Source organism: Enterobacter quasiroggenkampii (genome assembly GCF_043972695.1).
Lineage (GTDB): Bacteria > Pseudomonadota > Gammaproteobacteria > Enterobacterales > Enterobacteriaceae > Enterobacter > Enterobacter quasiroggenkampii.
In genome coordinates this window covers 2,561,736-2,586,814 of the sequence record NZ_CP143745.1, presented here as the reverse complement: position 1 = coordinate 2,586,814, position 25,079 = coordinate 2,561,736, and the positions used below count along the sequence as shown (strand labels likewise).

Sequence of the window (25,079 nt, the reverse complement as noted above, 5' to 3'; positions counted from 1 at the left end):
TGTTCGGTGCTTTAACGCTCAAACAGGTTAATACTTTTTTCATAGCCGAAAATTTCTATACATCTGTGATCGCGATCACCCTGATAACTTCATGTTGTTTTTTTGTTGTCAAAATCGAGCTAAAGCCTTTGTCTGAGAAGACACTCTTCTTTTTTTACCGACGATAAGACCAGCTATTTTTCAGAATTTGGGCTATATCACTGCCAGAGACGGCAAATAGCAGAACATATCGCCAAACACCGGTCCTGACGGGTCTCTGCCAGTCGAAAAAACTACCTTTACACATCGTATAAAATTTAACGCTGAATAACATTTGTATGAACCGACGATTATACCACCCCAGATATATGTAACAGATTATTACAAACGTATTGCCAGATGGGGCAGGATAGTGAACATTACCCGCCGTTTCTCCTCCCAATATAACTATAAGGCGTATGGACTACGGCCATCACGCTATGAACACCCCCGTTAATATGGGATGTAAAAAAAGAGGTATATGTGTCTACTGCAAACAATAAACCAACAGAAGAAAGCGTGAGTCTTAACGCTTTTAAACAACCAAAAGCGTTCTATCTCATCTTCTCTATCGAGTTATGGGAGCGTTTTGGTTATTACGGCCTGCAAGGGATCATGGCAGTTTACCTGGTGAAACAACTGGGTATGTCCGAAGCCGATTCCATCACGCTGTTCTCCTCCTTCAGTGCTCTGGTGTACGGTCTGGTCGCGATTGGCGGCTGGCTGGGCGATAAAGTCCTCGGCACTAAACGTGTCATCATGCTGGGCGCCATTGTCCTGGCAATTGGCTATGGTCTGGTTGCATGGTCAGGGCACGATGCCGCTGTCGTGTATATGGGTATGGCGACGATTGCCGTCGGTAACGGTCTGTTCAAAGCGAACCCGTCCTCCCTGCTCTCTACCTGCTACAGCAAAGACGATCCGCGTCTGGACGGTGCATTTACCATGTACTACATGTCCATCAACATCGGTTCGTTCTTCTCAATGCTGGCCACCCCATGGCTTGCAGCAAAATTCGGCTGGAGCGTGGCGTTTGCGCTGAGCTTCGTCGGTATGCTGATCACCGTGGTGAACTTCCTGTTCTGCCGCAGCTGGGTTAAAAACTACGGTTCAAAACCGGACTTCGAGCCTGTGCATATGGGCAAACTGCTGGCGACCATTGTGGGCGTTGTTGCCCTGGCGGCGATCGCCACCTGGCTGCTGCACAACCAGGGCATCGCACGTGCCGTTCTGGGCGTGGTTGCGCTGGGTATCGTGGTCATCTTTGCGAAAGAAGCATTCGCCATGCAGGGTGCTGCCCGCCGTAAGATGATCGTGGCGTTCATTCTGATGCTGGAAGCGATTATCTTCTTCGTACTGTACAGCCAGATGCCAACCTCTCTGAACTTCTTCGCCATTCGTAACGTTGAGCACTCCATCCTGGGTATTGCGTTCGAGCCGGAGCAGTATCAGGCGCTGAACCCGTTCTGGATCATGATTGGTAGCCCGATTCTGGCCGCGATTTATAACAAGATGGGCGACCGTCTGCCAATGCCGCACAAGTTCGCTATCGGTATGGTGCTGTGCTCCGGCGCGTTCCTGGTGCTGCCGCTGGGTACCAAATTTGCTACCGACGCCGGTATCGTATCCGTTAACTGGCTGATCCTGAGCTATGCGCTGCAGTCTATCGGCGAACTGATGATCTCCGGTCTGGGTCTGGCGATGGTTGCACAGCTGGTGCCACAGCGTCTGATGGGCTTCATTATGGGTAGCTGGTTCCTGACGACTGCGGGTGCAGCCATTATCGCAGGCAAGATTGCGAACCTGATGGCCGTACCGGAAAACGTCACTGACCCACTGGTTTCTCTGAACGTCTACGGTACCGTGTTCATGCAGATTGGTATCGCGACTGCCGTTATTGCCGCTCTGATGCTGCTGACTGCACCGAAACTGAATCGAATGACTCAGGACGACGACAAGACCGCTAAGGCGACCAAAACCGCTACCGCGTGATATCCGTGAGAAACGACTGACCAGAAGCCGCTAATTGATTAGCGGCTTTTTTTTTATCCGTTTGCGCACTAACATAGCTGAAACCTCAGCGAAAAGGAGTTACCGATGAAACTGTTCTACAAACCGGGCGCGTGCTCTCTTGCTTCCCATATCACCCTGCGCGAGAGCGGCAAAGATTTCACGCTGGATGGCGTTGATCTGATGAAAAAACGTCTGGAAAACGGCGATGATTTTCTTGCCATTAACCCGAAAGGACAAGTTCCGGCGCTCCTGCTGGATGACGGTACTCTGCTGACCGAAGGCGTGGCGATTATGCAGTTCCTGGCCGATAGCGTGCCCGATCGCCAGCTGCTGGCCCCGGTCAGTACCATTTCTCGCTATAAAACGCTGGAGTGGCTGAACTACATTGCCACCGAGCTGCACAAAGGCTTTACCCCCCTGTTCCGCCCGGATACGCCAGAAGAGTTTAAACCTACCCTGCGCGCCCTGCTGGAGAAAAAGCTGCAGTACATTAACGAATCGCTGAAAGACGAGCAGTGGATTGGCGGGTCGCGCTTCACGATTGCCGATGCGTACCTGTTCACCGTGCTGCGCTGGGCGCGCGCGGTTAAGCTGAATCTGGAAGGGTTAGACCACATTGCATCGTATATGAAGCGTGTAGCAGAGCGTCCTGCGGTGGCTGCGGCGCTGAAAGCGGAAGGGCTTAGCTAATATCGCCCGGCGGCGCTTCGCTTGCACGGGCCTACGGGTGTTGTAGGCCGGGTAAGCGCAGCGCCACCCGGCATCGTTTAAAGCTGGGTTGCGCTGAAATAGTGCTCCGGCTTCGCGATTCGATCCTGTGCTGCGACCACCTGCAGCTCATATTCCTGCATCTCTTTCGTTGCCGTCATAATTTCGTACACTGCCGCAGTAACATGCTCCAGCGCATCGCGCAGCGTTGCCCCTTGCAGTAATTTCACCAGCAGCAGGCCGCTGGTCACATCCCCCACACCCACCGGCTGGCGCAGGCCAAAATCCACCAGCGGACGGCTGATGTGCCAGGCATCCTCTTTCGTCACCAGCAGCATCTCAAAGCGATCCTGACTTAGCCCTGCGCGCGCGAGGTGTTTTACCAGCACAACCTCAGGCCCCTGCGCGATCAGCTCGCGAGACGCGCTTACGGCCTCTTCTACGCTGTTAACCGGATGCTCGCAGAGAATTTCCAGTTCAACCAGGTTTGGCGCAATGATATCGCTGGCGGGCAGTGCATGACGAACGTGGAATTCTGCCACGCCTGGCGCCACGATACAGCCTTTCTCCGGATGGCCCATAACGGGGTCGCAGAAATATTTTGCCGACGGGTTAGCGGCCTTCACCTGGCGTACGATGCCGAGGATATGCTCCCCCTGCTCCGCGGAACCAAGATAACCGCTCAGTACGGCGTCACAGCGCTTGAGCTGGCCGATATCGGCAATGCCCTGCACCACCTCGGTGAGGTGTGAAGGCGGCATTACGCAGCCGGTCCATTTGCCGTACTGCGTGTGGTTGGAAAACTGAACGGTATTGAGGGGCCAGACGTTGGCGCCGAGGCGGCGCATCGGGAATTCCGCTGCGCTGTTGCCAGCATGTCCAAAAACAACGTGGGACTGAATGGCGAGGATGTTCTTCATTTTATGCTTACCCAACCCTTAAAAAACAAAAGGGGCGTGGTTTCCCACGCCCCTGAAGACTGTGACTTATTTCCAGCAGACAAGGCAGTAGTTTTTCTTACCGCGACGCAGCAGGGTGTAGCGACCATACAGACGGTCGCCGTCAACAAAGGTGTATTCCGGGTCGGCCTGCTTTTCACCGTTGATGGTGATGGCGTTGGACGCGATGGTTTTACGCGCCTGACCGCGGGAGGGCTGGAGTTCAGAGTCCACCAGCGCCTGCATCAGGTCAGCCCCTTTCTCCATCTCAACCATTGGCACGCCGTCCTGCGCCAGCTGTTCGAAGTCCGCTTCGCTCAGATCGCTCAGGGTGCCGTTAAACAGGCTAGCGGTAATGCGTTTTGCCGCGGCCAGACCTTCTTCACCGTGAACCAGTTTGGTCACTTCATCCGCCAGCACGTACTGCGCGCGCGGCGCTTTACCGCTGTTCTTGTCTTCTTCTTCCAGCGCGTTGATCTCTTCAATGTCCATAAAGGTGAAGAACTTCAGGAAGCGGTAAACATCGGCGTCCGCCGTGTTGATCCAGAACTGGTAGAATTTGTACGGGCTGGTTTTCTTCGGATCGAGCCATACCGCGCCGCCTTCGGTTTTACCAAATTTGGTACCGTCTGCTTTGGTAATCAGCGGAACGGTCAGACCAAAGACCTGATTCTGGTGCAGGCGACGGGTCAGGTCGATACCGGAGGTGATATTACCCCACTGGTCAGAACCGCCAATCTGCAGGGAAACACCGTGCAGTTTGTTCAGGCAGGCAAAGTCATAGCCCTGCAGCAGGTTGTAGGAGAACTCGGTAAAGGAGATACCCTGGTCGTCACGGTTCAGACGCTGCTTCACGGCCTCTTTGTTAATCATCTGGTTAACAGAGAAGTGCTTGCCGATGTCACGCAGGAAGGTCAGCACGTTCATGCTGCCAAACCAGTCGTAGTTGTTCGCGGCAATCGCGGCGTTATCGCCACAGTTGAAGTCGAGGAACGGTGCAACCTGTTTGCGGATCTTATCGACCCACTCCTGCACGGTATCTTCGGTGTTCAGTTTACGCTCAGCGGCTTTAAAGCTTGGGTCACCAATCAGACCGGTCGCGCCGCCCACCAGGGCAACAGGCTTATGGCCCGCCATCTGGAAGCGTTTCAGGCATAACAATGGAACAAGATGCCCCAAATGCAAGCTGTCAGCGGTGGGATCGAAGCCGCAATAGAGCGCGATCGGGCCTTGCGCCAGTCGCTCTGCTAACGCTTCCTCGTCCGTCACCTGGGCCACGAGGCCCCGCTCTTGCAATTGTTTAATCAAGTTACTGCTTGCCATCAAATTCTCCATGTATAAACGACTGCACCTTTGCCGGTACACGACTTTTCGCCTGATGCGAAAGGACCATAGAATAAAGCGCAAGCGCGGTGTGCGCTAGCGCTTAAATCAACAAATTTCGGGGATTACGGCGCCAGTCTGTCGATTTTCCAGCCGCCATTCTCGCGCTGGTATAAAAAGCGGTCGTGCAGGCGATGTTCGCCCCCCTGCCAGAACTCGATTTGCTCAATCGGGATGCGGAAACCACCCCAGAAGCTCGGCAGCGGGATTTCACCCTGCTGGAACTTCTGCTTCAGCTCGAGGAATTTACTTTCCAGCACCCCGCGGGCGGAAATGCGGCTGGACTGTTTTGATACCCAGGCGCCAATCTGGCTGTCACGCGGGCGGCTGTGGAAATACTTCACCACTTCCAGCGTCGAGAGACGTTCCGCTTTGCCGGTCACCATGACCTGACGTTCCAGCATGTGCCAGGGGAACAGCAGGCTGATACGCGGATTGTTTTCCAGATGGTGTGCTTTGCGGCTGCCGAGGTTGGTGTAGAACACCAGTCCTTTCTCGTCATAATGCTTGAGCAATACGATGCGCTGATACGGTTGACCGTTTTCATCCACCGTCGCGACGACCATGGCCGTGGGGTCGGCCAGTTTCGCTTCGCAGGCCTGTTTCAGCCAGCGTTCAAAAAGCACGAGGGGTTCAGCGGGAAGATCCTGGCGACGCAGGCCGCCTTTGGTGTATTCACGGCGCAGATGCGCAATTTGCTGCAGTTCGTCGTTATCTGACATGGCGTTAGCTGACATTGAGAGTGGGTGGCGCTATTGTGCGCCGCCCCTGTAAAAATCTCAACGCTTCGGATTTTCGAGCTGGCAATTGTTCAGCACAATACGGTCACGTTTGTAGACCGTGGCGCTGTCGCCTTTCGACCAGAAGACATAGATTCCGTCGGTGTAACGCGCGCCCGAGGCTGAAATGCCCTGCTTCAGCGTCAGCAGTTTATTGTCATAAACAAAACTGGCTTCCTGGCGTGGATTGTTCAGCTTCACGGTCAGCGGTTTTTCGTCGCAGCGATACTCAAGCGTATCGGTTTGCATGCGCTCAAGGAGCTGGTTGTAGACGCTGCATCCTGACAGCAACAAAGGGGCGGCAATAAGAAGAAGTTTTTTCATGGGCGTATTCCGAAGACTTTCCTGGTCCTGGAGGGCATGGCTGCCCTCCTGTTTCGTTCCATTTTAACGACGACGCGCCGCGCTGAATTTCAGTTAACTCTGATTATGACGCGGATTTGCCGGGAAAATCGCCCCAAGGACGCTCGCCTCGCGCGCGCCGGTTACCGACGGTAAATTGCCCGGCAGCCCGGCAATGGTGCGCCAGGCAAGCCAGGCGAAGGCCAGCGCCTCCATATCATCACCGCTGATGCCGGCCTCGTCGGTCGTCGACACTTCGGTGCCCGGCAGCAGCCCGGCAAGACGCGCCATCACCAGCGGGTTACGGCTTCCCCCGCCGCACACCAGCAGGCGTTCACATCCGCCGCTGAGGAGCACCTGTTCGGAAATCGACACGGCCGTAAGCTCGGCAAGCGTCGCCTGAACATCCTGAGGCGCGAGCGCCGGGAATGACGCCAGCTGGCGCTCAAGCCAGCCAAAGTTGAAGTATTCACGCCCCGTGCTTTTCGGTGCCGGTAAGGCAAAATAAGGATCGCTCAGCATGGACTGCAACAGCGGGATAATCACCTTACCCTCGCTCGCCCACTCCGCGTTTTTATCGTACGGTTGACCGCACTGACGCCAGATCCAGGCATCCATTAACATATTGCCCGGGCCGGTATCGTAGCCACGGACCGGCTGCCCGGGGATAAGCATCGACAGATTGGCGATCCCACCAATGTTGAGCACCATACGCCGTTCTGAAGGGTGCGCCAGCAGCGCCTGATGAAACGCGGGCACCAGCGGTGCGCCCTGTCCGCCAAGGGCAATATCGCGACGACGGAAATCGCCGACCACCGTGACGCCCGTCTTCGCCACAATCTGGTTGTTATCGCCGATTTGCAGAGTATGCGGGGCCTCTCCAATGGGCTCATGCCAGACCGTTTGTCCGTGACACCCGATGGCGACCACATCCTGCGGGCGAAGATGTTCTTTTTGCATCAAAGCCTGCACCGCATCCGCAAACAGCGCCCCGAGGCGGACATCCAGCTGCCCAAGCTGGGAGAGGGTCAGCTGCTGCCCCTGACAAATACTGAGAATATCCTCTTTCAGTGAAATGGGGATTGGCCAGGTCAGGCTCGCCTGCTGTGCCACCATGTTTTCATCAATGGCGGCCAGAACGACATCTACCCCATCCAGACTGGTGCCTGACATCACACCAATGTAGCGACCCGATTTCATGCGCTTTCCTTACGTTGCGTGGGCTAAGGATATCCACTCAACCATAAACGGCGTCGCTTTGCCATCCGGCAATAATATTTTTTAACAATGTCAGACGGGTAGCGCGGACGGATCCTGTTTATGTCTCGTTAAGTCAAATTCAAGTACAATTTTCCTATTGTTAGTGCAAAGATATGAATTATGGCTCCTTATGCCATATAATTTAGCCATAACGGATGCCCCCAATCGGGCGTTTTTGGTGAACAGGAGATTCAAATGATTTTACGTGTACTGGGCGTTTCGCTGATTGGTTTAACTCTGGCTGGCTGTGTGAATGACAGTTCACTTTCTGGCGACGTTTACAGCGCTTCTGAAGCGAAACAGGTTCAGAACGTGACTTACGGTACCGTTGTTAACGCACGCCCTGTACAGATTCAGGGTGGTGATGAAAACAACGTGATGGGCGCAATCGGCGGTGCCGTTCTGGGTGGTTTCCTGGGTAATACCGTCGGCGGTGGTACGGGACGCTCTCTGGCGACAGCCGCAGGTGCCGTTGCAGGTGGCGTAGCCGGCCAGGGCGTTCAGGGTGCGATGAACAAAACTCAGGGCGTAGAGCTGGAAATTCGTAAAGACGACGGCAGCACAATCATGGTTGTTCAGAAACAGGGCAGCACCCGCTTCTCTGCAGGCCAGCGCGTTGTACTGGCGAGCAACGGAAGCCAGGTGACCGTTTCTCCACGTTAATTAAAAGTGGATGTGGTCCTCGGGCCACATCCATTTACAATATATATCACTCTCACAAATATAATTACAAAATACATTCACACCATCCATTATTAATCACCCCTTATATTGTTTCTGCGCAAAGTATTTATTGCACTAATTGATTAGACTCTTCGCAATCACCTTCTCTTTATTCATTATAATTTGTAAAAATTCTATGCTTGCGAATCGTCGTGCTCTAACGAGCCGTTATATCGCGTTCTGTCTCGGTTGCCTTGTTGTTATCGGGATATTACACGCGCTGTTTTTAAAACTCGTTGAATGGGTTCCGTCCTTTTCACCGCTTTTATTCCCTACGCTCACCATTTTTCTTCTGGTGTTTCACCTGTTTATTGCCTGTTTTATGGCGATGAAATACGGGTGTGACAAAAGACGACTGTATCTGGTCGCAATCGCCTTTGCCTTTGCCGGATCCGCATTGCTGATGGTCGGAACGCTGACCAGCTTCCCCGCCTGGCTGGATCTCTATCAGTTCAACGTCGTGAACTACAACGATGCGATGATCTACTATATGTTCCGCCACTTTTTAATGGCGGTGCTGTTCATCGTGGCGGCAATACTCTATCCCATGCGCAAATACCCTCTTTCACGGCTGGCGCATATCTCAATTGTGAGCGGGGCGTCTCTTTTTACCGCCTGTGCAGTGGGACTGGCCTGGATATATTCCAGCCACTCGCCCTTGTTATCGATTGACCTGGTTGATAATGAAACCCGGCAGTTTATGGTCCTCTGGAGCCATTGCATTAATATCTCTTTAATTGTTTTCTGGGTGATAACATTAGTAGCGCTGATGTTTGTCACGCGCGTGCGCAACTTATTCTGGGTAGGCGGAAATTTTCTGTGCGTTTGCTATATCGTCACGCTTTCAATGCTGTTAGCGGGTGGACATGCCGAAGATATCTCCTGGTATCGCGCCCGTTTATTTGAAACTGTCGCCACGCTGCTGATTATTTTTGTTCTGCTTTACGATGTCTTCAGACTGTATCGCGACTCGCACGTAAAATATCAGCAGTCCTATCAGAACTCGATCCGCGATCCGCTCACGCGCCTTTATAACCGCAGCTATTTTTATGAATCGTTAAACCAGGCGCTGGATATTGCCAGACCCAACCGCCCCGTTTCCGTCATTGTCAGCGATCTCGATCGCTTCAAGCGCATTAACGACACCTACGGTCATCTTCAGGGCGATAAAGTCCTGCAGTTTGTCGCCAACCTGCTGATGGATTCCGTGCGCCCGCAGGACATCGCGGCCCGTATCGGCGGCGAGGAGTTTGTACTGATGCTGGCCAACACGTCGTCAGACTCCGCGTACCAGGTGGCCGAGCGCATACGTCTGAAGCTAAGCAGCTTTGATAAAACCAGCAGCGGCGGTCAGTTGCCGGAGCCCATCACCATCAGTATGGGGGTGTTTACGGCAACGTCATCAACGATAACCGCAGAAGCGTGCGTGGAAAGTGCCGACAAGGCGATGTATGAAGCGAAGGAGACGGGTCGTAATCGTGTGGTCGTCTTTAAGTAAAAAAAGGCCTTGCTGGTGCAAGGCCTTCGTGTTTATCAGTCGCGAGACTGCAGCTCATGGATATTTTGCTCAAGGCGAGCAATGAGGCTGATGAGCATTTCCAGCTCCGCCGGTGAAACGCCTGAGAGGATTTCACCGCGCGTTTTGGTGATGACGGCTTCCATTTCGGTGATGATAGGCGCCGCTTTCTCAGTGAGTTTAATCCGCTTAGCACGACGATCGCTGGCGCAGGTTTGTCGGGAGATCAACCCCTTCTCTTCCAGCTGATCAAGCGTGCGCACCAGCGACGGTTGCTCAATGCCTATCGCTTTTGCCAGCTGAATTTGCGACTGATCGGGCGGAAGCTGATGAATGTTGTGCAGCGTGACCCAATGCGTCTGTGTTAATTCCAGAGGTTTCAGGCGATGGTCAATCAGAGCACGCCAGACGCGTACCAACCTTGCCAGATCAGAACCTAATGGCGATTCCAATTTCATCTCCTTATAATTAGCTTGCTAAGTTATTATACTGATTTTAGAATAGTGTGCAGCATTTGTATTGCCAAAACAAATGCAATACTGCATTCATCGAACTTAAAAGTATGACTTACACTGAATTGTGATGCTTCATCATACTAAGACAAGCCAACGCGGCATTCTGTTCACTGCAAAGGATTTCTGCCCGTGACGTTTTTTCATCGCTCAGAGGGGTTACCCCTTCAGGATCTGATCTTCGGTGCGTCAGTCTACTTTCCTCCCCTGTTTAAAGCCGTGCTGGTGGGCTTTATTCTCTGGCTCATCGCGCATCGTCTGCTTCGCGACTGGATGTACTCCGGCGAAATCTGGCATCCCATGCTGATGGATCTTTCCCTGTTTGCCCTCTCCGTATGTCTGGGCCTTGCTGTCTTGATGGTGTGGTGACTATGCCTCTGAAAACGCTGAAGTACTTTTCCACCCTCTTTGTTCTCGCCCTCGCGCTGGTTGCAGGCTGGTGGATGTGGAATTTTTATATGCAGTCCCCCTGGACCCGTGACGGCAAAATTCGCGCTGAACAGGTCAGCATCACTCCGCAGGTGTCGGGAAGCATCACGACGCTGCTCGTTAAGGATAACCAGTACGTTAAAAAGGGTGAGGTACTCTTCCGGATCGACGATACCCCGTACCACATCGCGATTCTGAACGCCGAGGCGCAGCTGGCGAAAGCCCAGTCAGACTTAGCGAAAGCGAATAACGAGGCCAACCGCCGCCGGCATCTATCGCAAAATTACATCTCAGCGGAAGATTTAGACACTGCCAACATCAACGTGAAGGCCATGCAGGCGAACGTCAACGTGGCCGAAGCCACGCTGAAGCAGGCCCAGTGGGAGCTGACCCAAACGGTGATTACCGCGCCGGTTGACGGGTGGGTCACCAACCTTTCCGCTCGCGTGGGGAATTATGCCACCACGGGACAACCCGTTTTTGCCCTCGTCGACAGCCACTCCTTCTACGTGGTGGGCTATTTTGAAGAGACCAAGCTTCGCCATATTCGCGAGGGATCGCCCGCCGCCATTACGCTTTACAGTGGCTCGCAGAAGTTACAGGGTCACGTATCCAGCATTGGCCGCGCCATTTACGATCAAAGCGTCGAAACGGATTCTGGCCTGGTGCCGGACATCAAGCCGAACGTGCCCTGGGTGCGTCTCGCTCAGCGCGTGCCGGTTCGCGTGGAGTTTGACCATTTACCGCAGGACATCACGCTGGTCTCCGGCACCACCTGTACTGTCTCCATCGGAAACCGGTGATGAAGCTGCCGGCACTCTCCTGGCAAAACACGCCGTGGATCAAAGCGACGCGCCCTCAGTGGCGCTACGCGCTGCGTAACGGCATTGCCATGTGTCTGGCGCTGACCGTCGCCTATTACCTGAACCTGGATGAACCCTACTGGGCGATGACCTCTGCCGCGGTGGTGAGTTTTCCTACGGTCGGCGGGGTGATCAGTAAGAGCCTTGGGCGCATCGCCGGCAGCCTGTTGGGGGCCACGGCGGCGTTAATTATTGCCGGCCATACGCTGAACGATCCGTGGATGTTCCTGCTGAGCATGGCGGCGTGGCTGGGGTGCTGTACCTGGGCCTGCGCCCATTTTACCAATAACGTCGCCTACGCTTTCCAGCTGGCGGGCTATACCGCCGCCATTATCGCCTTCCCGGTGGTGAACGTGCTCGACACCACCGAACTGTGGGATATCGCGCAGGCGCGCGTCTGTGAAGTCATTGTCGGGATCCTCAGCGGTGGCTTCATGATGATGATCCTCCCCAGCACCTCCGACGGCACCGCGCTTATCACCGCCCTCAAGACCATGCATACCCGGCTGCTTGAGCACGCGAGCCTGCTGTGGCAACCGGATACCAGCGATGAGATCCGCCTCGCGCATGAAAAGGTGATCGGACAGATCCTGACGATGAATCTGTTGCGTATTCAGGCGTTCTGGAGCCACTATCGCTTTCGGCGTCAGAACACCCTGCTTAATTATTTATTGCACCAGCAGCTGCGTATGACCAGCGCCATCTCCAGCCTGCGCAGAATGCTGCTCAACTGGCCGACGCCGCCGGAAAACACCCGTGCCGTCATCGAAACGCTGCTCGCGGCTCTTGCGCGCCCGGATGCGGACATCTACACCGTTGCGAAGATCATCGCCCCGCTCGCCCCGGTTGATGAGTACGACTATCGCCATCGCGCCTTCTGGCAGCGTCTGAATTACTTTTGCCGACTCTACCTGCGCAGCAGCCGCTGGATTAACGCGGTTGAGAATGCCACGCCGGTCACGGAGTTCAACGTGCCCGGGAGTCCGGCTCTCGCCCGCCATACCGACTACCTGGAAGCGCTGTGGAGCGGTTTTCGCACCTTCTGCGCGCTGATGCTGGTGGGGGCGTGGAGCATCACCACGCAGTGGGAGTCCGGTACGGCGGCCCTGACGCTTGCTGCCATCAGCTGCGTGCTTTACTCCGTCGCGGCCTCGCCGTTCAACTCGCTGACGCTCCTGCTACGCACCCTGGTGCTGCTGTCTTTGTTCAGTTTTGTGGTGAAGTTTGGCCTGATGGTGCAGATAAGCGATCTGTGGCAGTTCCTGCTGTTTCTGTTTCCGCTGTTGACCACCATGCAGCTACTCAAGCTGCAAATGCCAAAACAGGCGGGCCTGTGGGGGCAACTGATTGTCTTTATGGGCTCGTTTATCTCCGTGACCAATCCGCCGGTTTATGATTACGCCGATTTTCTTAATGACAATCTGGCGAAAATCCTTGGCGTGGGGCTGGCGTGGCTGGCTTTCGCGGTGTTGCGCCCCGGCTCCGATGCCCGCAAAAGCCGCAGGCATATCCGGGAGTTACGCCGGGGATTTGTGGACCAGCTCAGCCGTAAACCGCATCTTCGTGAAAACGAGTATGAATCGCTGGTTTATCATCACGTGAGCCAGCTCAATAACAGCCAGGACGCGCTTTCCCGGCGCTGGCTGCTGCGCTGGGGCGTGGTGCTGTTGAACTGTTCGCATGTGGTCTGGCAGCTTCGCGGGTGGGAAACACGTTCCGACCCGCTGTCGCAGGTTCGCGATGTGTGCATCTCTCTGCTTCGCGATGTGATGAGCGAACGCGGTGTCCAGCAGCGACCGCTGGCAACCACGCTGAATGAACTGCAGCGGATCTGCGATACGCTTGCACGACATCATCTCCCCGCCGCCCGTGATTTGGCCTCGATAATCTGGCGGCTGCACTGCTCGCTGTCACAGCTGGAGCAAGCACCACCGCCTGGTACCATTGGGGATCAGATCACGCCGCAGGCATAACGCGCCCCGCCGCCGCCAAGCGGTTTAGGCTGATCGGACATATTGTCGCCGCCGACATGAATCATTAGCGCTTTACCTTTTACCTCATCCAGCTTTTTCAGACGCGGCGCGACAACGGGATCGGTGGCTTTACCGTCGTTATTGACCACCAGCACGGGCAGATCGCCCAGGTGTCCCATTCCATCCGGGCCCTCATGCTTGCCGGTATGCTGGGGATCCAGATGCCCCCCTGCCGCTTCCGCCGCTGACGCTTTACCCTCTTTTAATGCGGGCTGACAGCTTCCTTTGGCGTGAACATGGAAACCATGCTCACCGGGAGGGAGTGCTTTGAGGTTGGGAGCGAACTCCAGCCCTTTGTCGGTTTCCGTGATTTTCACCGTACCGATGGACTGACCCACACCCTGAGAGGTGACGAGATTCATTTCCACTTCGTCGCTGGCTGCCTGCGCCCCTGCGCAAACAACCAGCGCGACCATTGCCAGAGCAAAACGCTTCATATGACCTCCGCTGGTTATTTTTTGCCCCTTAAGTGTATACCAGGGGCAAAGATTTCACCGGAAAGTCACCTTCTGGCGGTTTATGGCACGTCGTAACCCAGCGCGGCTTTGCGGATGCGGAACCACTGCTGGCGGGTCATCTGCAGCTCTTCAGCGGCCAGTGCAGAACGCACGCGTTCTATTTTGCCGGAACCAATAATGGGCAGCGGTTTTGACGGCAGACGCAGGATCCAGGCGTAAACCACCTGTTCGATGCTCTCCGCGTTCAGCTCGCGGGCGATAGTGTCCAGTTCGTTGCGCAGCGGCTGGAATTCATCATCATTAAACAGGCGTCCACCTCCCAGGCACGACCAGGCCATCGGGCGAATACGCAGCTGTTGCAGCTGGTCGAGGGTACCGTCCAGCAGCAGCGGCTGGTGTACCGGGGAGATCTCCACCTGGTTGGTGGCCAGGGTAAACGGCAGGCGAGACTGAAGCAGTGCAAACTGCGCCGGGGTAAAGTTGGAAACGCCAAAGTGACGCACTTTGCCGCTCTGATGCAGGTTCAGGAAGGCTTCTGCCACCTCATCGGCATCCATGAGCGGATCCGGACGGTGGATTAACAGCAGGTCGATACGGTCGGTCGCCAGATTGACCAGCGACTGCTCAGCGCTCTTGATGATATGCGCGCTGTCGGTGATGTAATGCCCAAGGGCGTGTTCCGGTTTTGCCGTGGTGGCAATCCCGCACTTCGTGACGATCTCCATGCGGTCGCGGAGTGCCGGAACCAGCTTGAGCGCCTCGCCGAATGCGGCTTCACACTGATAACCACCGTAAATGTCCGCATGGTCGACCGTGGTAACGCCCAGATCGATATGCTCTTCAATAAAGCTCGCCAGCTGGAGGGGGGACATATTCCAGTCCATCAGGCGCCAGTAGCCCATTACAAAACGGGAGAATTCTGGCCCCTGGGGGGCAAGGGTAATTCGCTGAACCATAACATTTTCCTCAAGGACGTGATGTCATGAGTATACGCAATTACCGTGTTAAAAAAGTGAAGGTTGCTGGGGTTCTTCGGTCTCACCGGCTTTGTTTGCGCGTATTTTGCGCAGTAGACGCTGTCGGCAGAGGCGTAGCACCTCCTGCTTTTGCGTGTCGCTAAAGTTTTGCCAGTTAAAACGCTCGTCACGGGTACGCATGCACCCGCGGCAATATCCGCGTTCATCCACCTGACAAATCCCCCGGCACGGGCTCTGGATGGGGAAAAACTCCAGCTGCTCTGCCACACTCACCTCCGGATAACTACTCTCACCTACAGTGAAGACGCTAAACGCGCCACGTGCAAGGCCTATACCACAGATTTGTGGCATTAAGGTTTCACTAATCTTCCCTCTTTATACTCGGCCCATCATGACAATGACAGGTTTACCGATCGATGTGGTTAATCAAAAAGTTACAATGTAACGACATTAAATTTACTCTGGGCTGTGCACTCTTCTTTACGCTAATCAACGGGCTGTTTATCCAGCGCAGCTGGGCCATTATTGCCCCTGCGCACCTGCACGACATCCTCTTTGCCGCGTCCGTACCGCTGGTGCTGTTTTGCGGCTGGGTGATTGTGTTTAGCCTGCTGAATATCCCCTATATCCGCAAGCCGCTGCTGATTGTATTGACGATCGGATGCGCCGCGGCAACCTACTTTATGTACACCTACGGCGCGGTGATCGATCAGAACATGATTGTGAACGTGTTCGAAACCAACTCTCAGGAAGCGACAGCCCTGGTGACGCCGCAGATGATTCTGTGGATTGTTATTGCTGGCCTCGTGCCTTCCGTGGTGCTGGCGCTGACCCGCATTCGTACCGGGAAATGGTGGTATGCCCTGCTGACGCGCGTTGCCGCGATGCTTGGCGCCCTGCTGGTGATTATCCTGATTGCGGCAGTGTTTTATAAAGATTACGCCTCGCTGTTTCGCAACAACAAAAGCATCGTCAAAATGGTGACCCCGGCCAACTATGTCAGCGCGGTGGTGAAGTACAGCAAAATGCGCTGGTTTGCCGGCGATCAAACGCTGGTACGGATTGGCGAAGATGCCCATAAAGGGCCGTTGATTTCAGGTCAACAAAAGAAAACCGTTCTGATACTGGTCGTTGGGGAAGCCTCTCGCGCGGCGAACTACTCCCTGAATGGTTACGATCGTGAAACGAACCCGGAGCTGAAAAAGCAGGATGTCATTAACTTCCCGCAGGCCTCCTCATGCGGCACTGAAACCGCCGTTTCCGTTCCGTGCATGTTCTCGGGCATGACGCGTAGCAAATACGATGCCGACCTGGCGCACCATCAGGAAGGTCTGCTCGATGTGCTGAAGCATGCGGGTATCAACCTGCTGTGGCGCGACAACGACGGCGGCTGTAAAGGCGCCTGCGATCGCGTGCCGCATACCGATATGACGCAGTGGAATCTGGATCAGTTCTGCAAAGATAAATCCTGTATTGATGATGTGAATTTCTACCGTCTGGACAACGTGCTGGATGGTCTGAAGCAGGACACGGTGCTGGTTATCCACCTGATGGGAAGCCACGGTCCGGCGTACTATCGCCGTTACCCGGACACTTTCCGGAAATTCACCCCAACCTGCGACACCAACGAGATTCAGGATTGCGATCATCAGGCGCTGATGAATACCTATGACAACACCATCCTGTATACCGACAGCATGGTCAGCAAAACCATTGATGCGCTGAAAGCTCGCCAGGCAAGCATGAATACCGCGCTGATTTATCTCTCAGATCACGGTGAGTCACTGGGTGAAAGCGGCATTTATCTGCACGGGACGCCGTACATGCTGGCGCCGGAGCAGCAAACGCACATTCCGTTTATGTTCTGGCTGTCACCGGACTACGCGAAAAACTTTGGCATCAATGAACAGTGTTTACGCGACCATGCAGCAAAAAATGCGGTCTCCCAGGACAATTTATTCTCAACCGTATTGGGTATGATGGACGTTAAATCAACGGTTTATCAACAGCAGCTGGATATTCTGAACGCATGTCGTCAATAAACTCGCTTGCATTAGACCGAACGGTCTATTAGAGTGCGGTCATGAGCAGAAATACTGAACACGATACCCGCGAACATCTACTGGCAACCGGCGAGCGTCTTTGCATGCATCGCGGGTTTACCGGTATGGGGTTGAGCGAGTTATTAAAAACCGCTGAGGTACCGAAGGGGTCGTTTTATCACTACTTCCGGTCCAAAGAGGCCTTTGGCGTGGCAATGCTGGAGCGTCATTACGCGAGCTACCACCAGCGTCTGGCGACCCACTTTGCGTCGGGTGAAGGAAACTATCGGGATCGTGTTCTGAACTACTATCAGGAAACGCTGAACCAGTTCTGTCAGCAGGGCATTATCAGCGGATGCCTGACGGTCAAGCTGTCTGCCGAGGTGTGCGATCTTTCCGAAGATATGCGCTCGGCGATGGATAAGGGTGCCCGCGGCGTGATCGCCCTGCTGGCCCAGGCGCTGGAAAAAGGCCGCGACGAAAAAACGCTGGCCTTTTCCGGCGACCCCTTAATGCAGTCTCAGGTGCTCTACTCCCTGTGGTTAGGCGCCAACCTGCAGGCAAAAATTTCGCGCAGTGCCGTGCCGCTGGAAAGCGCGCTGGCACATGTGAAAAACAGCATTACTGCGCCTGGCGTATAACGGGCGCTTTTTATTTACCTTATTACTAGTCGACTGGTCTACTCAGGAGTCTTTATGTCAGCTGAAAAATTGTTTACCCCATTGAAAGTGGGTGCCGTCACGGCGCCAAACCGCGTGTTCATGGCTCCGCTGACCCGTCTGCGCAGCATTGAGCCGGGTGACATCCCCACCCCGCTGATGGGCGAATACTATCGTCAACGCGCAAGCTCTGGTCTGATCATCACCGAAGCCACGCAGATCTCTGCGCAGGCGAAAGGTTACGCCGGTGCGCCGGGCCTTCACAGCCCGGAACAGATCGCGGCATGGCAAAAAATCACCGCGGGCGTTCACGCTGAAGAGGGTCGTATTGCGGTCCAGCTGTGGCATACCGGTCGTATCTCACACAGCAGTATCCAGCCTGGCGGTCAGGCACCGGTCTCCGCGTCAGCCCTGAGCGCCAATACCCGTACTTCCCTGCGCGATGAAAACGGCAACGCGATCCGCGTGGATACCTCTATGCCGCGCGCGCTGGAGCTGGACGAAATCCCGGGGATTGTTAACGACTTCCGTCAGGCCGTGGCCAACGCCCGTGAAGCCGGTTTTGACCTGATTGAGCTGCACTCCGCGCATGGCTATCTGCTGCACCAGTTCCTGTCACCGTCGTCTAACCATCGCACCGACCAGTACGGCGGCAGCGTCGAAAACCGCGCCCGTCTGGTGCTGGAAGTGGTGGATGCGGTTTGCAAGGAGTGGAGTCCGGACCGTATCGGGATCCGCGTCTCCCCAATCGGGTCTTTCCAGAACGTCGACAACGGCCCGAACGAGGAAGCAGATGCGCTCTATCTGATTGAAGAGCTGGCCAAACGCGGTATTGCCTATCTGCACATGTCTGAGCCTGACTGGGCTGGCGGTAAGCCTTACACTGAAGCCTTCCGCCAGAAAGTGCGCGAGCGCTTCCACGGGGTGATCATCGGTGCAGGTGCCTATACGCCTGAGAAAGCCGAAGATCTGATTAATAAAGGGCTGATCGATGCCGTCGCGTTTGGCCGCGACTACATCGCCAACCCGGATCTGGTTGCTCGCCTGCAGAAAAAAGCGGCGCTCAACCCGCAGCGTCCGGAAAGCTTCTACGGCGGCGGCGCGGAAGGCTACACCGACTACCCTTCACTGTAATCTCGCCATTGTTCATTGATAGCGGCGACAGTTCGCCGCTATACTAAAACATCGTTTCTGATCAAAAGCTTTTTTATTCCATTGGTTAATGAGGAAATTATGCGCCTACTTCACACCATGCTGCGCGTTGGCGACCTGCAACGTTCTATCGATTTCTACACTAACGTCCTGGGCATGAAACTGCTGCGCACCAGCGAAAACCCGGAATATAAATACTCACTGGCATTCGTGGGTTACGGCCCGGAAACGGATGAAGCCGTGATCGAGCTGACCTACAACTGGGGCGTTGACAGCTATGAGCTGGGCACGGCCTACGGCCATATCGCGCTGGAAGTGGATAACGCGGCCGACGCGTGCGAACGCATTCGCAAAAATGGCGGTAACGTCACGCGCGAAGCGGGCCCGGTAAAAGGCGGCACCACCGTGATTGCGTTTGTGGAAGATCCGGACGGTTACAAAATCGAGCTGATTGAAGCCAAAGACGCCGGTCGCGGTCTGGGCAACTGATCCCTCAGGGCGCAACGTGCGCCCGTAGTTTTACTGCATCACCCCGCAAAATTTGCCATAATGCGCTCTGCTTTTTCCCATGTAAGAGACCCTGATGTCCGATAACGCTCAATTTAGCGGTCTGTGCGACCGTTTTCGTGGTTTTTATCCCGTTGTGATTGATGTAGAAACAGCCGGATTTAACGCTAAAACCGATGCGCTGCTCGAAATTGCCGCCATCACGCTGAAGATGGATGAACAGGGCTGGCTTACACCGGACACCACGCTGCATTTCCACGTTGAACCTTTCGAAGGGGCAAACTTACAGCCGGAAGCGCTGGCGTTTAACGGTATCGATCCGCATAATCCGCTGCGCGGTGCCGTCAGTGAATATGACGCGCTGCACGCCATTTTTAAAATGGTGCGTAAAGGCATGAAAGAGAGCAACTGCAGCCGCGCCATTATGGTGGCCCATAACGCCACCTTCGATCACAGCTTTACCATGGCTGCCGCGGAGCGCGCGTCGCTCAAACGCAACCCCTTCCACCCTTTTGTCACCTTCGACACCGCCGCGCTGAGCGGCCTGGCGCTGGGACAAACGGTGTTATCAAAGGCCTGTATTACAGCTGGCATTCCGTTCGACGGCACGCAGGCGCACTCCGCGTTGTATGACACGGAGCGTACCGCAGAGCTGTTCTGTGAGATCGTCAACCGCTGGAAGCGTCTGGGCGGCTGGCCGCTGCCGATGGGCGATGAGGCCGAGCGCCAATCGTAGGTCGGGTAAGCGCAGCGCCACCCGACAAAAAAAAAGCGACCACATAGCAGGTCGCTTTTTTATTTCCGCAGAGAATTACTCTGCGTCCGGCTCTTCCGTTTTGTACTTCGCCGCGGTTTCTTTGATCAGCTGCTGCAGTTCACCGCGCTGATACATTTCAATCAGAATATCGCAACCGCCAACCAGTTCACCGTCTACCCACAGCTGTGGGAACGTCGGCCAGTTCGCGTACTTCGGCAGCTCAGCGCGGATGTCCGGGTTCTGCAGGATATCAACGTAAGCAAAACGCTCACCACAGGCAGACAGCGCCTGAACCGCTTGCGCGGAGAAGCCGCAGCTTGGCAGCTTTGGAGAACCTTTCATATACAGCAGAATCGGGTTTTCAGCGATCTGGCGCTGGATTTTTTCAATAGTGGTGCTCATGTCTTGCTTCCTTTAACTTCTGTTACGGCATTCGTCTGACATTGTAGCGGTTCAGACTGGCATCGGAAAATAACATTTTTGTCACGTATAGACATTCTACCCCGAGTCACGAAAAGTTGCATTGCAAATGGTGTTTACCCCTGCGGCGGCCAGGGTTTTGCTTAGGGAATGGGCAAATGTAAGACAGAACGATGAATTTTTTTGCACTTGCTAACGAAACAGGATTAGAGATTGAAAAATGGTATTAACTTTCTGGCTTTTTATGGATTAGAATCGACGGGCTTTGTAAATCACACGCGGGTATTATTGATGACCTGCATTTATCAGGGGACTGCCCAGTGGCGCGGATAAATAAAATCTCGATCACGCTCTGTGCTTTACTGTTTACTTCACTCACTTTCACGCCAGTGGCAAACGCCTCTCAGCAGGCGCGGCATTCTGCTGTACAAAAAAACCATCTGGTGAAAGCCACAGAACGTAAGAAAAAAACCACCGCTAAAAACGACAAGAAAAAGACAAACACACAGACTAAAAAAACCGCTTCCAGCAAGACGAAAACCACTTCTTCCCGCACTGCCCACACCGCCAAAAGTAAAGCTTCGCAAACCGCCGCTAACCTCGTGACTGAAAAATGCATCGCGCGTAAAGGCCATAAGGCGAAATGCACCAAGGTCACTAAAATAGCGGAAGTGCATAAAGTGCGCGTCCAGAAAGCGCAAAAAACCGCAATGAACAAGCTGATGGGGCAGATTGGCAAACCTTATCACTGGGGCGGGACTTCGCCGCGTACCGGTTTTGACTGCAGCGGCCTCGTCTATTACGCCTATAAAGATCTGGTCAAGTTCCGCATTCCGCGCACCGCCAACGAAATGTACCACCTGCGCGACGCGTCCCCGGTCAACCGTGGAGAGCTGGAGAACGGCGATCTGGTCTTCTTTCGCACGCAGGGCCGCGGGACAGCTGACCACGTTGGCGTCTATGTCGGCAACGGAAAATTCATCCAGTCACCGCGTAGCGGCCAGGATATTCAGATCACCTCTCTCAGTGAAGACTACTGGGTACGCCATTACGTCGGCGCACGCCGCGTGATGACGCCGAAAACCATTCGCTAACCCCTGCCCTGCCACACCCGTGGCAGGGTAAGTTCCTCTTTTGCATACCCTTTCAATTTGCTATCCTGTCCTTGTTGTCTGTGTGGTTATTGACAACACAAAATACAATAAGGAGAGAAGCAATGTCGTTCGAATTACCTGCACTACCGTATGCAAAAGACGCCCTGGCCCCGCACATTTCTGCGGAAACCCTGGAATATCACTACGGCAAGCATCACCAGACGTACGTCACCAACCTGAACAATCTGATTAAGGGCACCGATTTTGAAGGCAAAACGCTGGAAGAGATCGTGCGCAGTTCTGAGGGTGGCGTATTCAACAACGCCGCTCAGGTGTGGAACCACACCTTCTACTGGCACTGCCTGGCGCCAAACGCCGGTGGCGAACCTGTCGGTGAACTGGCTACCGCCATTAACGCCGCCTTTGGCAGCTTCGCGGAATTCAAAGCGAAGTTCACCGATGCCGCCATCAAGAACTTCGGTTCAGGCTGGACGTGGCTGGTCAAAGAGGCGGATGGCAAACTGGCTATCGTGTCCACCTCTAACGCGGGCACCCCGCTGACCACCAGCGCTAAGCCGCTGATGACCGTGGACGTATGGGAACACGCTTACTACATCGATTACCGTAACGCGCGCCCTAACTACCTGGAGCACTTCTGGGCACTGGTTAACTGGGACTTTGTGGCGAAGAACTTCGCCGCGTAAGAGACACGCAGAAGGGTTCGCCCTTCTGCGTTTTTGGTTTATTCCGCAGCGCAGGCTGCTTCTGGCTGTTTACGACCCGACATCATCACCAGCAGCAGGCCGAGCGCGGCAATAATCGCCCCCATCACCGGCACAAAACTGTACCCCAGCCCCCCTGAAATCACGGCCCCACCGGCCGCCGCACCGAGCGCATTGCCCAGGTTAAAGGCACCAATATTGACCGAGGATGAGAGGCCCGGCGCTTCATGCGCAACGCGCATCACGCGCATCTGCAGCGGTGGCACCACAGCGAACGTTGCAGCCCCCCAGACGACCATCGCCACCGCGGCGCCAAACTCGTTACGCGCCAGCCACGGAATGGCGATCATGATAACAATCAGCAGGGTTAAGAAGCCCTTCAGCGTTCCGCTCACCGAACGGTCGGCAAATTTCCCGCCGAGATAGTTGCCAATCGAGAAGCCCACGCCAATTAGCACCAGCATCGCGGTCACAAAGAGAGGCGTTGCGTGGGTGATGTCATGCAGCACAGGTGAAATATATGTGTAGAGGGTAAACATCGCCCCTGCCCCCAGCACGGTCGTAAGCAGCGCAGAGAGCACCTGCGGGCGCACCAGCACCGACAGCTCTCTGCGTACGTCAGGGCGTTCACCCGCGCTGCCTTTTGGCAGGGAGAAGAACAACGCCACCATCGCGACTACGCCCAGTCCGGCCGTCGCCAGGAAGGACATCCTCCAGCCAATGACCTCGCCCAGCCAGGTTGCCGCAGGAACGCCGCCAATGTTAGCAATGGTCAGGCCCATAAACATGGTGGCCACGGCGCTGGCCTGCTTATGTTTTGGCACCACGCTTGCCGCCACAACCGACCCCAGCCCAAAGAACGCGCCGTGGTTGAGGCTGGTCAGAATACGCGACAGCATCAGCGTGGTGTAGTCCGGCGAAATGGCCGAAAGCACGTTACCGAGGGTGAAAATCGCCATCAGGAAAATGAGCGCATTGCGGCGCGCGCGGTGCGAAAGGAGAAGCGTCATTAGCGGCGCCCCCACCATCACGCCGATAGCGTAGGCGCTGATTAACATGCCTGCCGCAGGGATCGAGACGTCCACGCCGCGGGCGATGACGGGCAGTAACCCCATCGGGGAGAATTCAGTGGTGCCAATCCCAAAAGCGCCAATCGCCAGGGCCAGCAGGGGAAAATTGATTTTCATGCGTCAACTCCGGATGCCGTGTCATGTGGTGACACAGAACAAAGAAGCGGAAAGCATGACATCAATCACAAAAAATGAGAAGTTAACAAAATGGCAAAAGATTTTTGCCTTAGGAGTAACAATCGGGGTGAGCGGGAGGGAGAAGGCTCTCCCTCCGCGTAAATCAGTGCAGTGCGGCCGTCAGACCCGCCGCGACAATCAGAGCCAGCACAACAACGGTGGTGAACAGCGAAAACTTCAGATCGGAACTCATCAATTTTTCTCCTTTTAATCCCCCCACGAAAAGTGAGCCTGCTCATTTTTGCATAATTTACGTCAAAAATCTTCCTGGATTTAGGCTGATAAACACTTTACCTCTTCCCCTTTTCATCAAGATAGGACAAAATTCCACGCTAAATTTATTAGCGTACCGGCCATTGACCCCCTCCTGACGTCCCGTGTCGTTTTCCCGGCGTGCCGCAATTCAAGATTGCGTGATAAGGGTGAGAGAAGGCAAACGTTTACCTTCAAGTTTTTCAGGAGTTTAGGATATGGTCTGGAGTGACATTTAATGGCAACAATTAAAGACGTAGCAAAACGCGCAAACGTTTCCACTACAACCGTATCACATGTAATTAACAAAACCCGCTTCGTGGCGGAAGAGACGCGCAACGCCGTCTGGGCAGCGATCAAAGAGCTGCACTATTCGCCAAGTGCGGTTGCGCGCAGCCTCAAGGTTAATCACACCAAATCCATTGGATTGCTGGCCACCAGCAGTGAAGCGGCCTATTTTGCCGAGATCATTGAAGCGGTAGAGAAGAACTGCTTCCAGAAAGGCTATACCCTGATTCTGGGCAACGCATGGAACAGCATAGAAAAACAGCGTGCCTACCTGTCGATGATGGCGCAGAAGCGCGTGGATGGCCTGCTGGTGATGTGTTCCGAGTACCCGGAATCCGTGCTGTCGATGCTCGAAGAGTATCGCCATATCCCCATGGTGGTCATGGACTGGGGTGAAGCGCGCGCGGACTTCACCGACTCCGTTATCGACAACGCCTTTGAAGGCGGTTACATGGCGGGTCGTTACCTGATCGAACGCGGTCACCGCGAGATTGGCGTGATCCCGGGTCCGCTGGAGCGTAACACCGGCGCGGGCCGTCTGGCCGGTTTTATGAAAGCGATGGAAGAAGCGCTGATCACCGTGCCGGAAAACTGGATCGTGCAGGGCGACTTTGAGCCGGAATCAGGCTACCGCGCAATGCAGCAGATCGTTTCCCAGCCGCACCGCCCGACCGCCGTTTTCTGCGGGGGTGACATCATGGCCATGGGTGCGCTCTGCGCCGCCGATGAGCTGGGTCTGCGCGTACCGCAGGATATTTCCGTGATCGGGTATGACAACGTGCGTAACGCGCGCTTCTTCACCCCGGCGCTGACAACCATTCACCAGCCAAAAGATTCGCTGGGCGAAACGGCCTTCAATATGCTGTTGGACAGAATCGTCAACAAACGCGAAGAGTCGCAGTCCATTGAAGTTCACCCACGCCTGATTGAACGCCGTTCCGTTGCGGATGGTCCGTTCCGCGACTACCGTCGTTAATCCCTTGACGG

27 protein-coding genes are annotated in these 25,079 nt (G+C 54.9%); 15 read left to right on the top strand and 12 right to left on the bottom strand.

The window, feature by feature from the left end:
* Positions 1-501: 501 nt before the first annotated feature.
* The gene (dtpA, locus tag V1572_RS12400; RefSeq protein ID WP_395299148.1) at positions 502-2,010 is read left to right on the top strand and encodes a dipeptide/tripeptide permease DtpA; all 1,509 of its coding nucleotides are present in this window, start codon (positions 502-504) and stop codon (positions 2,008-2,010) included.
* Between the two features lie 105 nt (positions 2,011-2,115).
* Positions 2,116-2,721 carry a glutathione transferase GstA gene (gene gstA, locus V1572_RS12395; RefSeq protein WP_252073464.1) on the top strand — a complete coding sequence of 202 codons (606 nt, stop codon included), beginning with the start codon at positions 2,116-2,118 and terminating at the stop codon, positions 2,719-2,721.
* Positions 2,722-2,798: 77 nt separating this feature from the next.
* On the opposite strand, the gene pdxY is transcribed toward gstA, so the two are convergent.
* The 5 genes from pdxY to anmK form a co-directional block, all read right to left on the bottom strand.
* Positions 2,799-3,659, bottom strand: coding sequence for a pyridoxal kinase PdxY (gene pdxY, locus V1572_RS12390; protein WP_063621462.1), 861 nt, complete (start codon positions 3,657-3,659; stop codon positions 2,799-2,801).
* A 66-nt stretch (positions 3,660-3,725) separates the two neighbouring features.
* Positions 3,726-5,000, bottom strand: a complete 1,275-nt coding sequence (tyrS, locus tag V1572_RS12385; protein WP_023335449.1) for a tyrosine--tRNA ligase — start codon at positions 4,998-5,000, stop codon at positions 3,726-3,728.
* Between the two features lie 125 nt (positions 5,001-5,125).
* A complete protein-coding gene (pdxH, locus tag V1572_RS12380) occupies positions 5,126-5,782 on the bottom strand; it encodes a pyridoxamine 5'-phosphate oxidase (protein WP_008500575.1) in 657 nt (218 codons plus the stop codon).
* Positions 5,783-5,839: 57 nt separating this feature from the next.
* Positions 5,840-6,163, bottom strand: coding sequence for a C-type lysozyme inhibitor (mliC, locus tag V1572_RS12375; RefSeq protein ID WP_025758348.1), 324 nt, complete (start codon positions 6,161-6,163; stop codon positions 5,840-5,842).
* 93 nt (positions 6,164-6,256) lie between these two features.
* Entirely contained in the window at positions 6,257-7,381 is a 1,125-nt protein-coding gene (gene anmK / locus V1572_RS12370) for an anhydro-N-acetylmuramic acid kinase (protein ID WP_045910332.1), read from the bottom strand.
* Positions 7,382-7,636: 255 nt separating this feature from the next.
* Here anmK and slyB point away from each other — a divergent pair, with 255 nt between their 5' ends.
* Both slyB and V1572_RS12360 read left to right on the top strand, forming a co-directional pair.
* Entirely contained in the window at positions 7,637-8,104 is a 468-nt protein-coding gene (gene slyB, locus V1572_RS12365; protein ID WP_008500578.1) for an outer membrane lipoprotein SlyB, read from the top strand.
* Between the two features lie 196 nt (positions 8,105-8,300).
* Positions 8,301-9,662 (top strand): GGDEF domain-containing protein, encoded by a 1,362-nt coding sequence (locus tag V1572_RS12360; protein ID WP_063621460.1) that lies wholly within the window; start codon positions 8,301-8,303, stop codon positions 9,660-9,662.
* A gap of 35 nt (positions 9,663-9,697) precedes the next feature.
* Here the strand turns inward: V1572_RS12360 and slyA are convergent, their stop codons facing one another.
* Positions 9,698-10,138 (bottom strand): transcriptional regulator SlyA, encoded by a 441-nt coding sequence (gene slyA, locus V1572_RS12355; RefSeq protein WP_021241135.1) that lies wholly within the window; start codon positions 10,136-10,138, stop codon positions 9,698-9,700.
* A 186-nt stretch (positions 10,139-10,324) separates the two neighbouring features.
* On the opposite strand from slyA, the gene V1572_RS12350 reads away from it, so the two are divergent.
* The 3 genes from V1572_RS12350 to V1572_RS12340 are packed head-to-tail and all read left to right on the top strand — an operon-like array spanning position 10,325 to position 13,457.
* Positions 10,325-10,561 carry a DUF1656 domain-containing protein gene (locus V1572_RS12350; RefSeq protein WP_024909360.1) on the top strand — a complete coding sequence of 79 codons (237 nt, stop codon included), beginning with the start codon at positions 10,325-10,327 and terminating at the stop codon, positions 10,559-10,561.
* 2 nt (positions 10,562-10,563) lie between these two features.
* Positions 10,564-11,424, top strand: a complete 861-nt coding sequence (locus V1572_RS12345; RefSeq protein WP_048030737.1) for an HlyD family secretion protein — start codon at positions 10,564-10,566, stop codon at positions 11,422-11,424.
* Positions 11,424-13,457 carry an FUSC family protein gene (locus tag V1572_RS12340; RefSeq protein WP_048222777.1) on the top strand — a complete coding sequence of 678 codons (2,034 nt, stop codon included), beginning with the start codon at positions 11,424-11,426 and terminating at the stop codon, positions 13,455-13,457. Before V1572_RS12345 ends, V1572_RS12340 begins: the two co-directional genes overlap by 1 nt.
* Here the strand turns inward: V1572_RS12340 and sodC are convergent.
* The 3 genes from sodC to V1572_RS12325 all read right to left on the bottom strand — a co-directional run bounded on the left by sodC (position 13,436) and on the right by V1572_RS12325 (position 15,219).
* Complete coding sequence (sodC, locus tag V1572_RS12335; RefSeq protein ID WP_048030739.1) at positions 13,436-13,954, bottom strand: superoxide dismutase [Cu-Zn] SodC; 519 nt, start codon at positions 13,952-13,954, stop codon at positions 13,436-13,438. The genes V1572_RS12340 and sodC overlap by 22 nt on opposite strands.
* A gap of 80 nt (positions 13,955-14,034) precedes the next feature.
* The gene (locus V1572_RS12330) at positions 14,035-14,931 is read right to left on the bottom strand and encodes an aldo/keto reductase family oxidoreductase (RefSeq protein WP_021241132.1); all 897 of its coding nucleotides are present in this window, start codon (positions 14,929-14,931) and stop codon (positions 14,035-14,037) included.
* 48 nt (positions 14,932-14,979) lie between these two features.
* A complete protein-coding gene (locus tag V1572_RS12325; RefSeq protein WP_008500587.1) occupies positions 14,980-15,219 on the bottom strand; it encodes a DUF1289 domain-containing protein in 240 nt (79 codons plus the stop codon).
* Positions 15,220-15,368: 149 nt separating this feature from the next.
* Between V1572_RS12325 and eptA the strand changes: the two genes are divergently transcribed.
* The 5 genes from eptA to rnt all read left to right on the top strand — a co-directional run bounded on the left by eptA (position 15,369) and on the right by rnt (position 20,048).
* The gene (eptA, locus tag V1572_RS12320; protein ID WP_353145279.1) at positions 15,369-16,994 is read left to right on the top strand and encodes a phosphoethanolamine transferase EptA; all 1,626 of its coding nucleotides are present in this window, start codon (positions 15,369-15,371) and stop codon (positions 16,992-16,994) included.
* A 41-nt stretch (positions 16,995-17,035) separates the two neighbouring features.
* Entirely contained in the window at positions 17,036-17,635 is a 600-nt protein-coding gene (locus V1572_RS12315) for a TetR/AcrR family transcriptional regulator (RefSeq protein WP_262779453.1), read from the top strand.
* Positions 17,636-17,689: 54 nt separating this feature from the next.
* Positions 17,690-18,787, top strand: a complete 1,098-nt coding sequence (locus tag V1572_RS12310) for an alkene reductase (protein ID WP_039023853.1) — start codon at positions 17,690-17,692, stop codon at positions 18,785-18,787.
* A gap of 99 nt (positions 18,788-18,886) precedes the next feature.
* The gene (gene gloA, locus V1572_RS12305; RefSeq protein WP_008500591.1) at positions 18,887-19,294 is read left to right on the top strand and encodes a lactoylglutathione lyase; all 408 of its coding nucleotides are present in this window, start codon (positions 18,887-18,889) and stop codon (positions 19,292-19,294) included.
* Positions 19,295-19,388: 94 nt separating this feature from the next.
* Positions 19,389-20,048 carry a ribonuclease T gene (gene rnt, locus V1572_RS12300; RefSeq protein ID WP_023618191.1) on the top strand — a complete coding sequence of 220 codons (660 nt, stop codon included), beginning with the start codon at positions 19,389-19,391 and terminating at the stop codon, positions 20,046-20,048.
* Between the two features lie 75 nt (positions 20,049-20,123).
* Here the strand turns inward: rnt and grxD are convergent, their stop codons facing one another.
* A complete protein-coding gene (gene grxD, locus V1572_RS12295) occupies positions 20,124-20,471 on the bottom strand; it encodes a monothiol glutaredoxin 4 (protein WP_003832760.1) in 348 nt (115 codons plus the stop codon).
* Positions 20,472-20,809: 338 nt separating this feature from the next.
* Here grxD and V1572_RS12290 point away from each other — a divergent pair, with 338 nt between their 5' ends.
* Both V1572_RS12290 and sodB read left to right on the top strand, forming a co-directional pair.
* Entirely contained in the window at positions 20,810-21,583 is a 774-nt protein-coding gene (locus V1572_RS12290) for a C40 family peptidase (RefSeq protein ID WP_023327204.1), read from the top strand.
* Between the two features lie 122 nt (positions 21,584-21,705).
* Positions 21,706-22,287, top strand: a complete 582-nt coding sequence (gene sodB, locus V1572_RS12285) for a superoxide dismutase [Fe] (RefSeq protein ID WP_023292633.1) — start codon at positions 21,706-21,708, stop codon at positions 22,285-22,287.
* Between the two features lie 38 nt (positions 22,288-22,325).
* On the opposite strand, the gene V1572_RS12280 is transcribed toward sodB, so the two are convergent.
* On the bottom strand, positions 22,326-23,492 hold the full coding sequence (locus tag V1572_RS12280) for an MFS transporter (protein WP_048030744.1): 1,167 nt from the start codon (positions 23,490-23,492) through the stop codon (positions 22,326-22,328).
* Positions 23,493-23,655: 163 nt separating this feature from the next.
* Positions 23,656-23,745 carry a YnhF family membrane protein gene (locus tag V1572_RS12275; protein WP_008500596.1) on the bottom strand — a complete coding sequence of 30 codons (90 nt, stop codon included), beginning with the start codon at positions 23,743-23,745 and terminating at the stop codon, positions 23,656-23,658.
* A gap of 297 nt (positions 23,746-24,042) precedes the next feature.
* Between V1572_RS12275 and purR the strand changes: the two genes are divergently transcribed.
* Entirely contained in the window at positions 24,043-25,068 is a 1,026-nt protein-coding gene (purR, locus tag V1572_RS12270) for an HTH-type transcriptional repressor PurR (RefSeq protein WP_008500597.1), read from the top strand.
* The last annotated feature ends 11 nt before the right edge of the window (positions 25,069-25,079 follow it).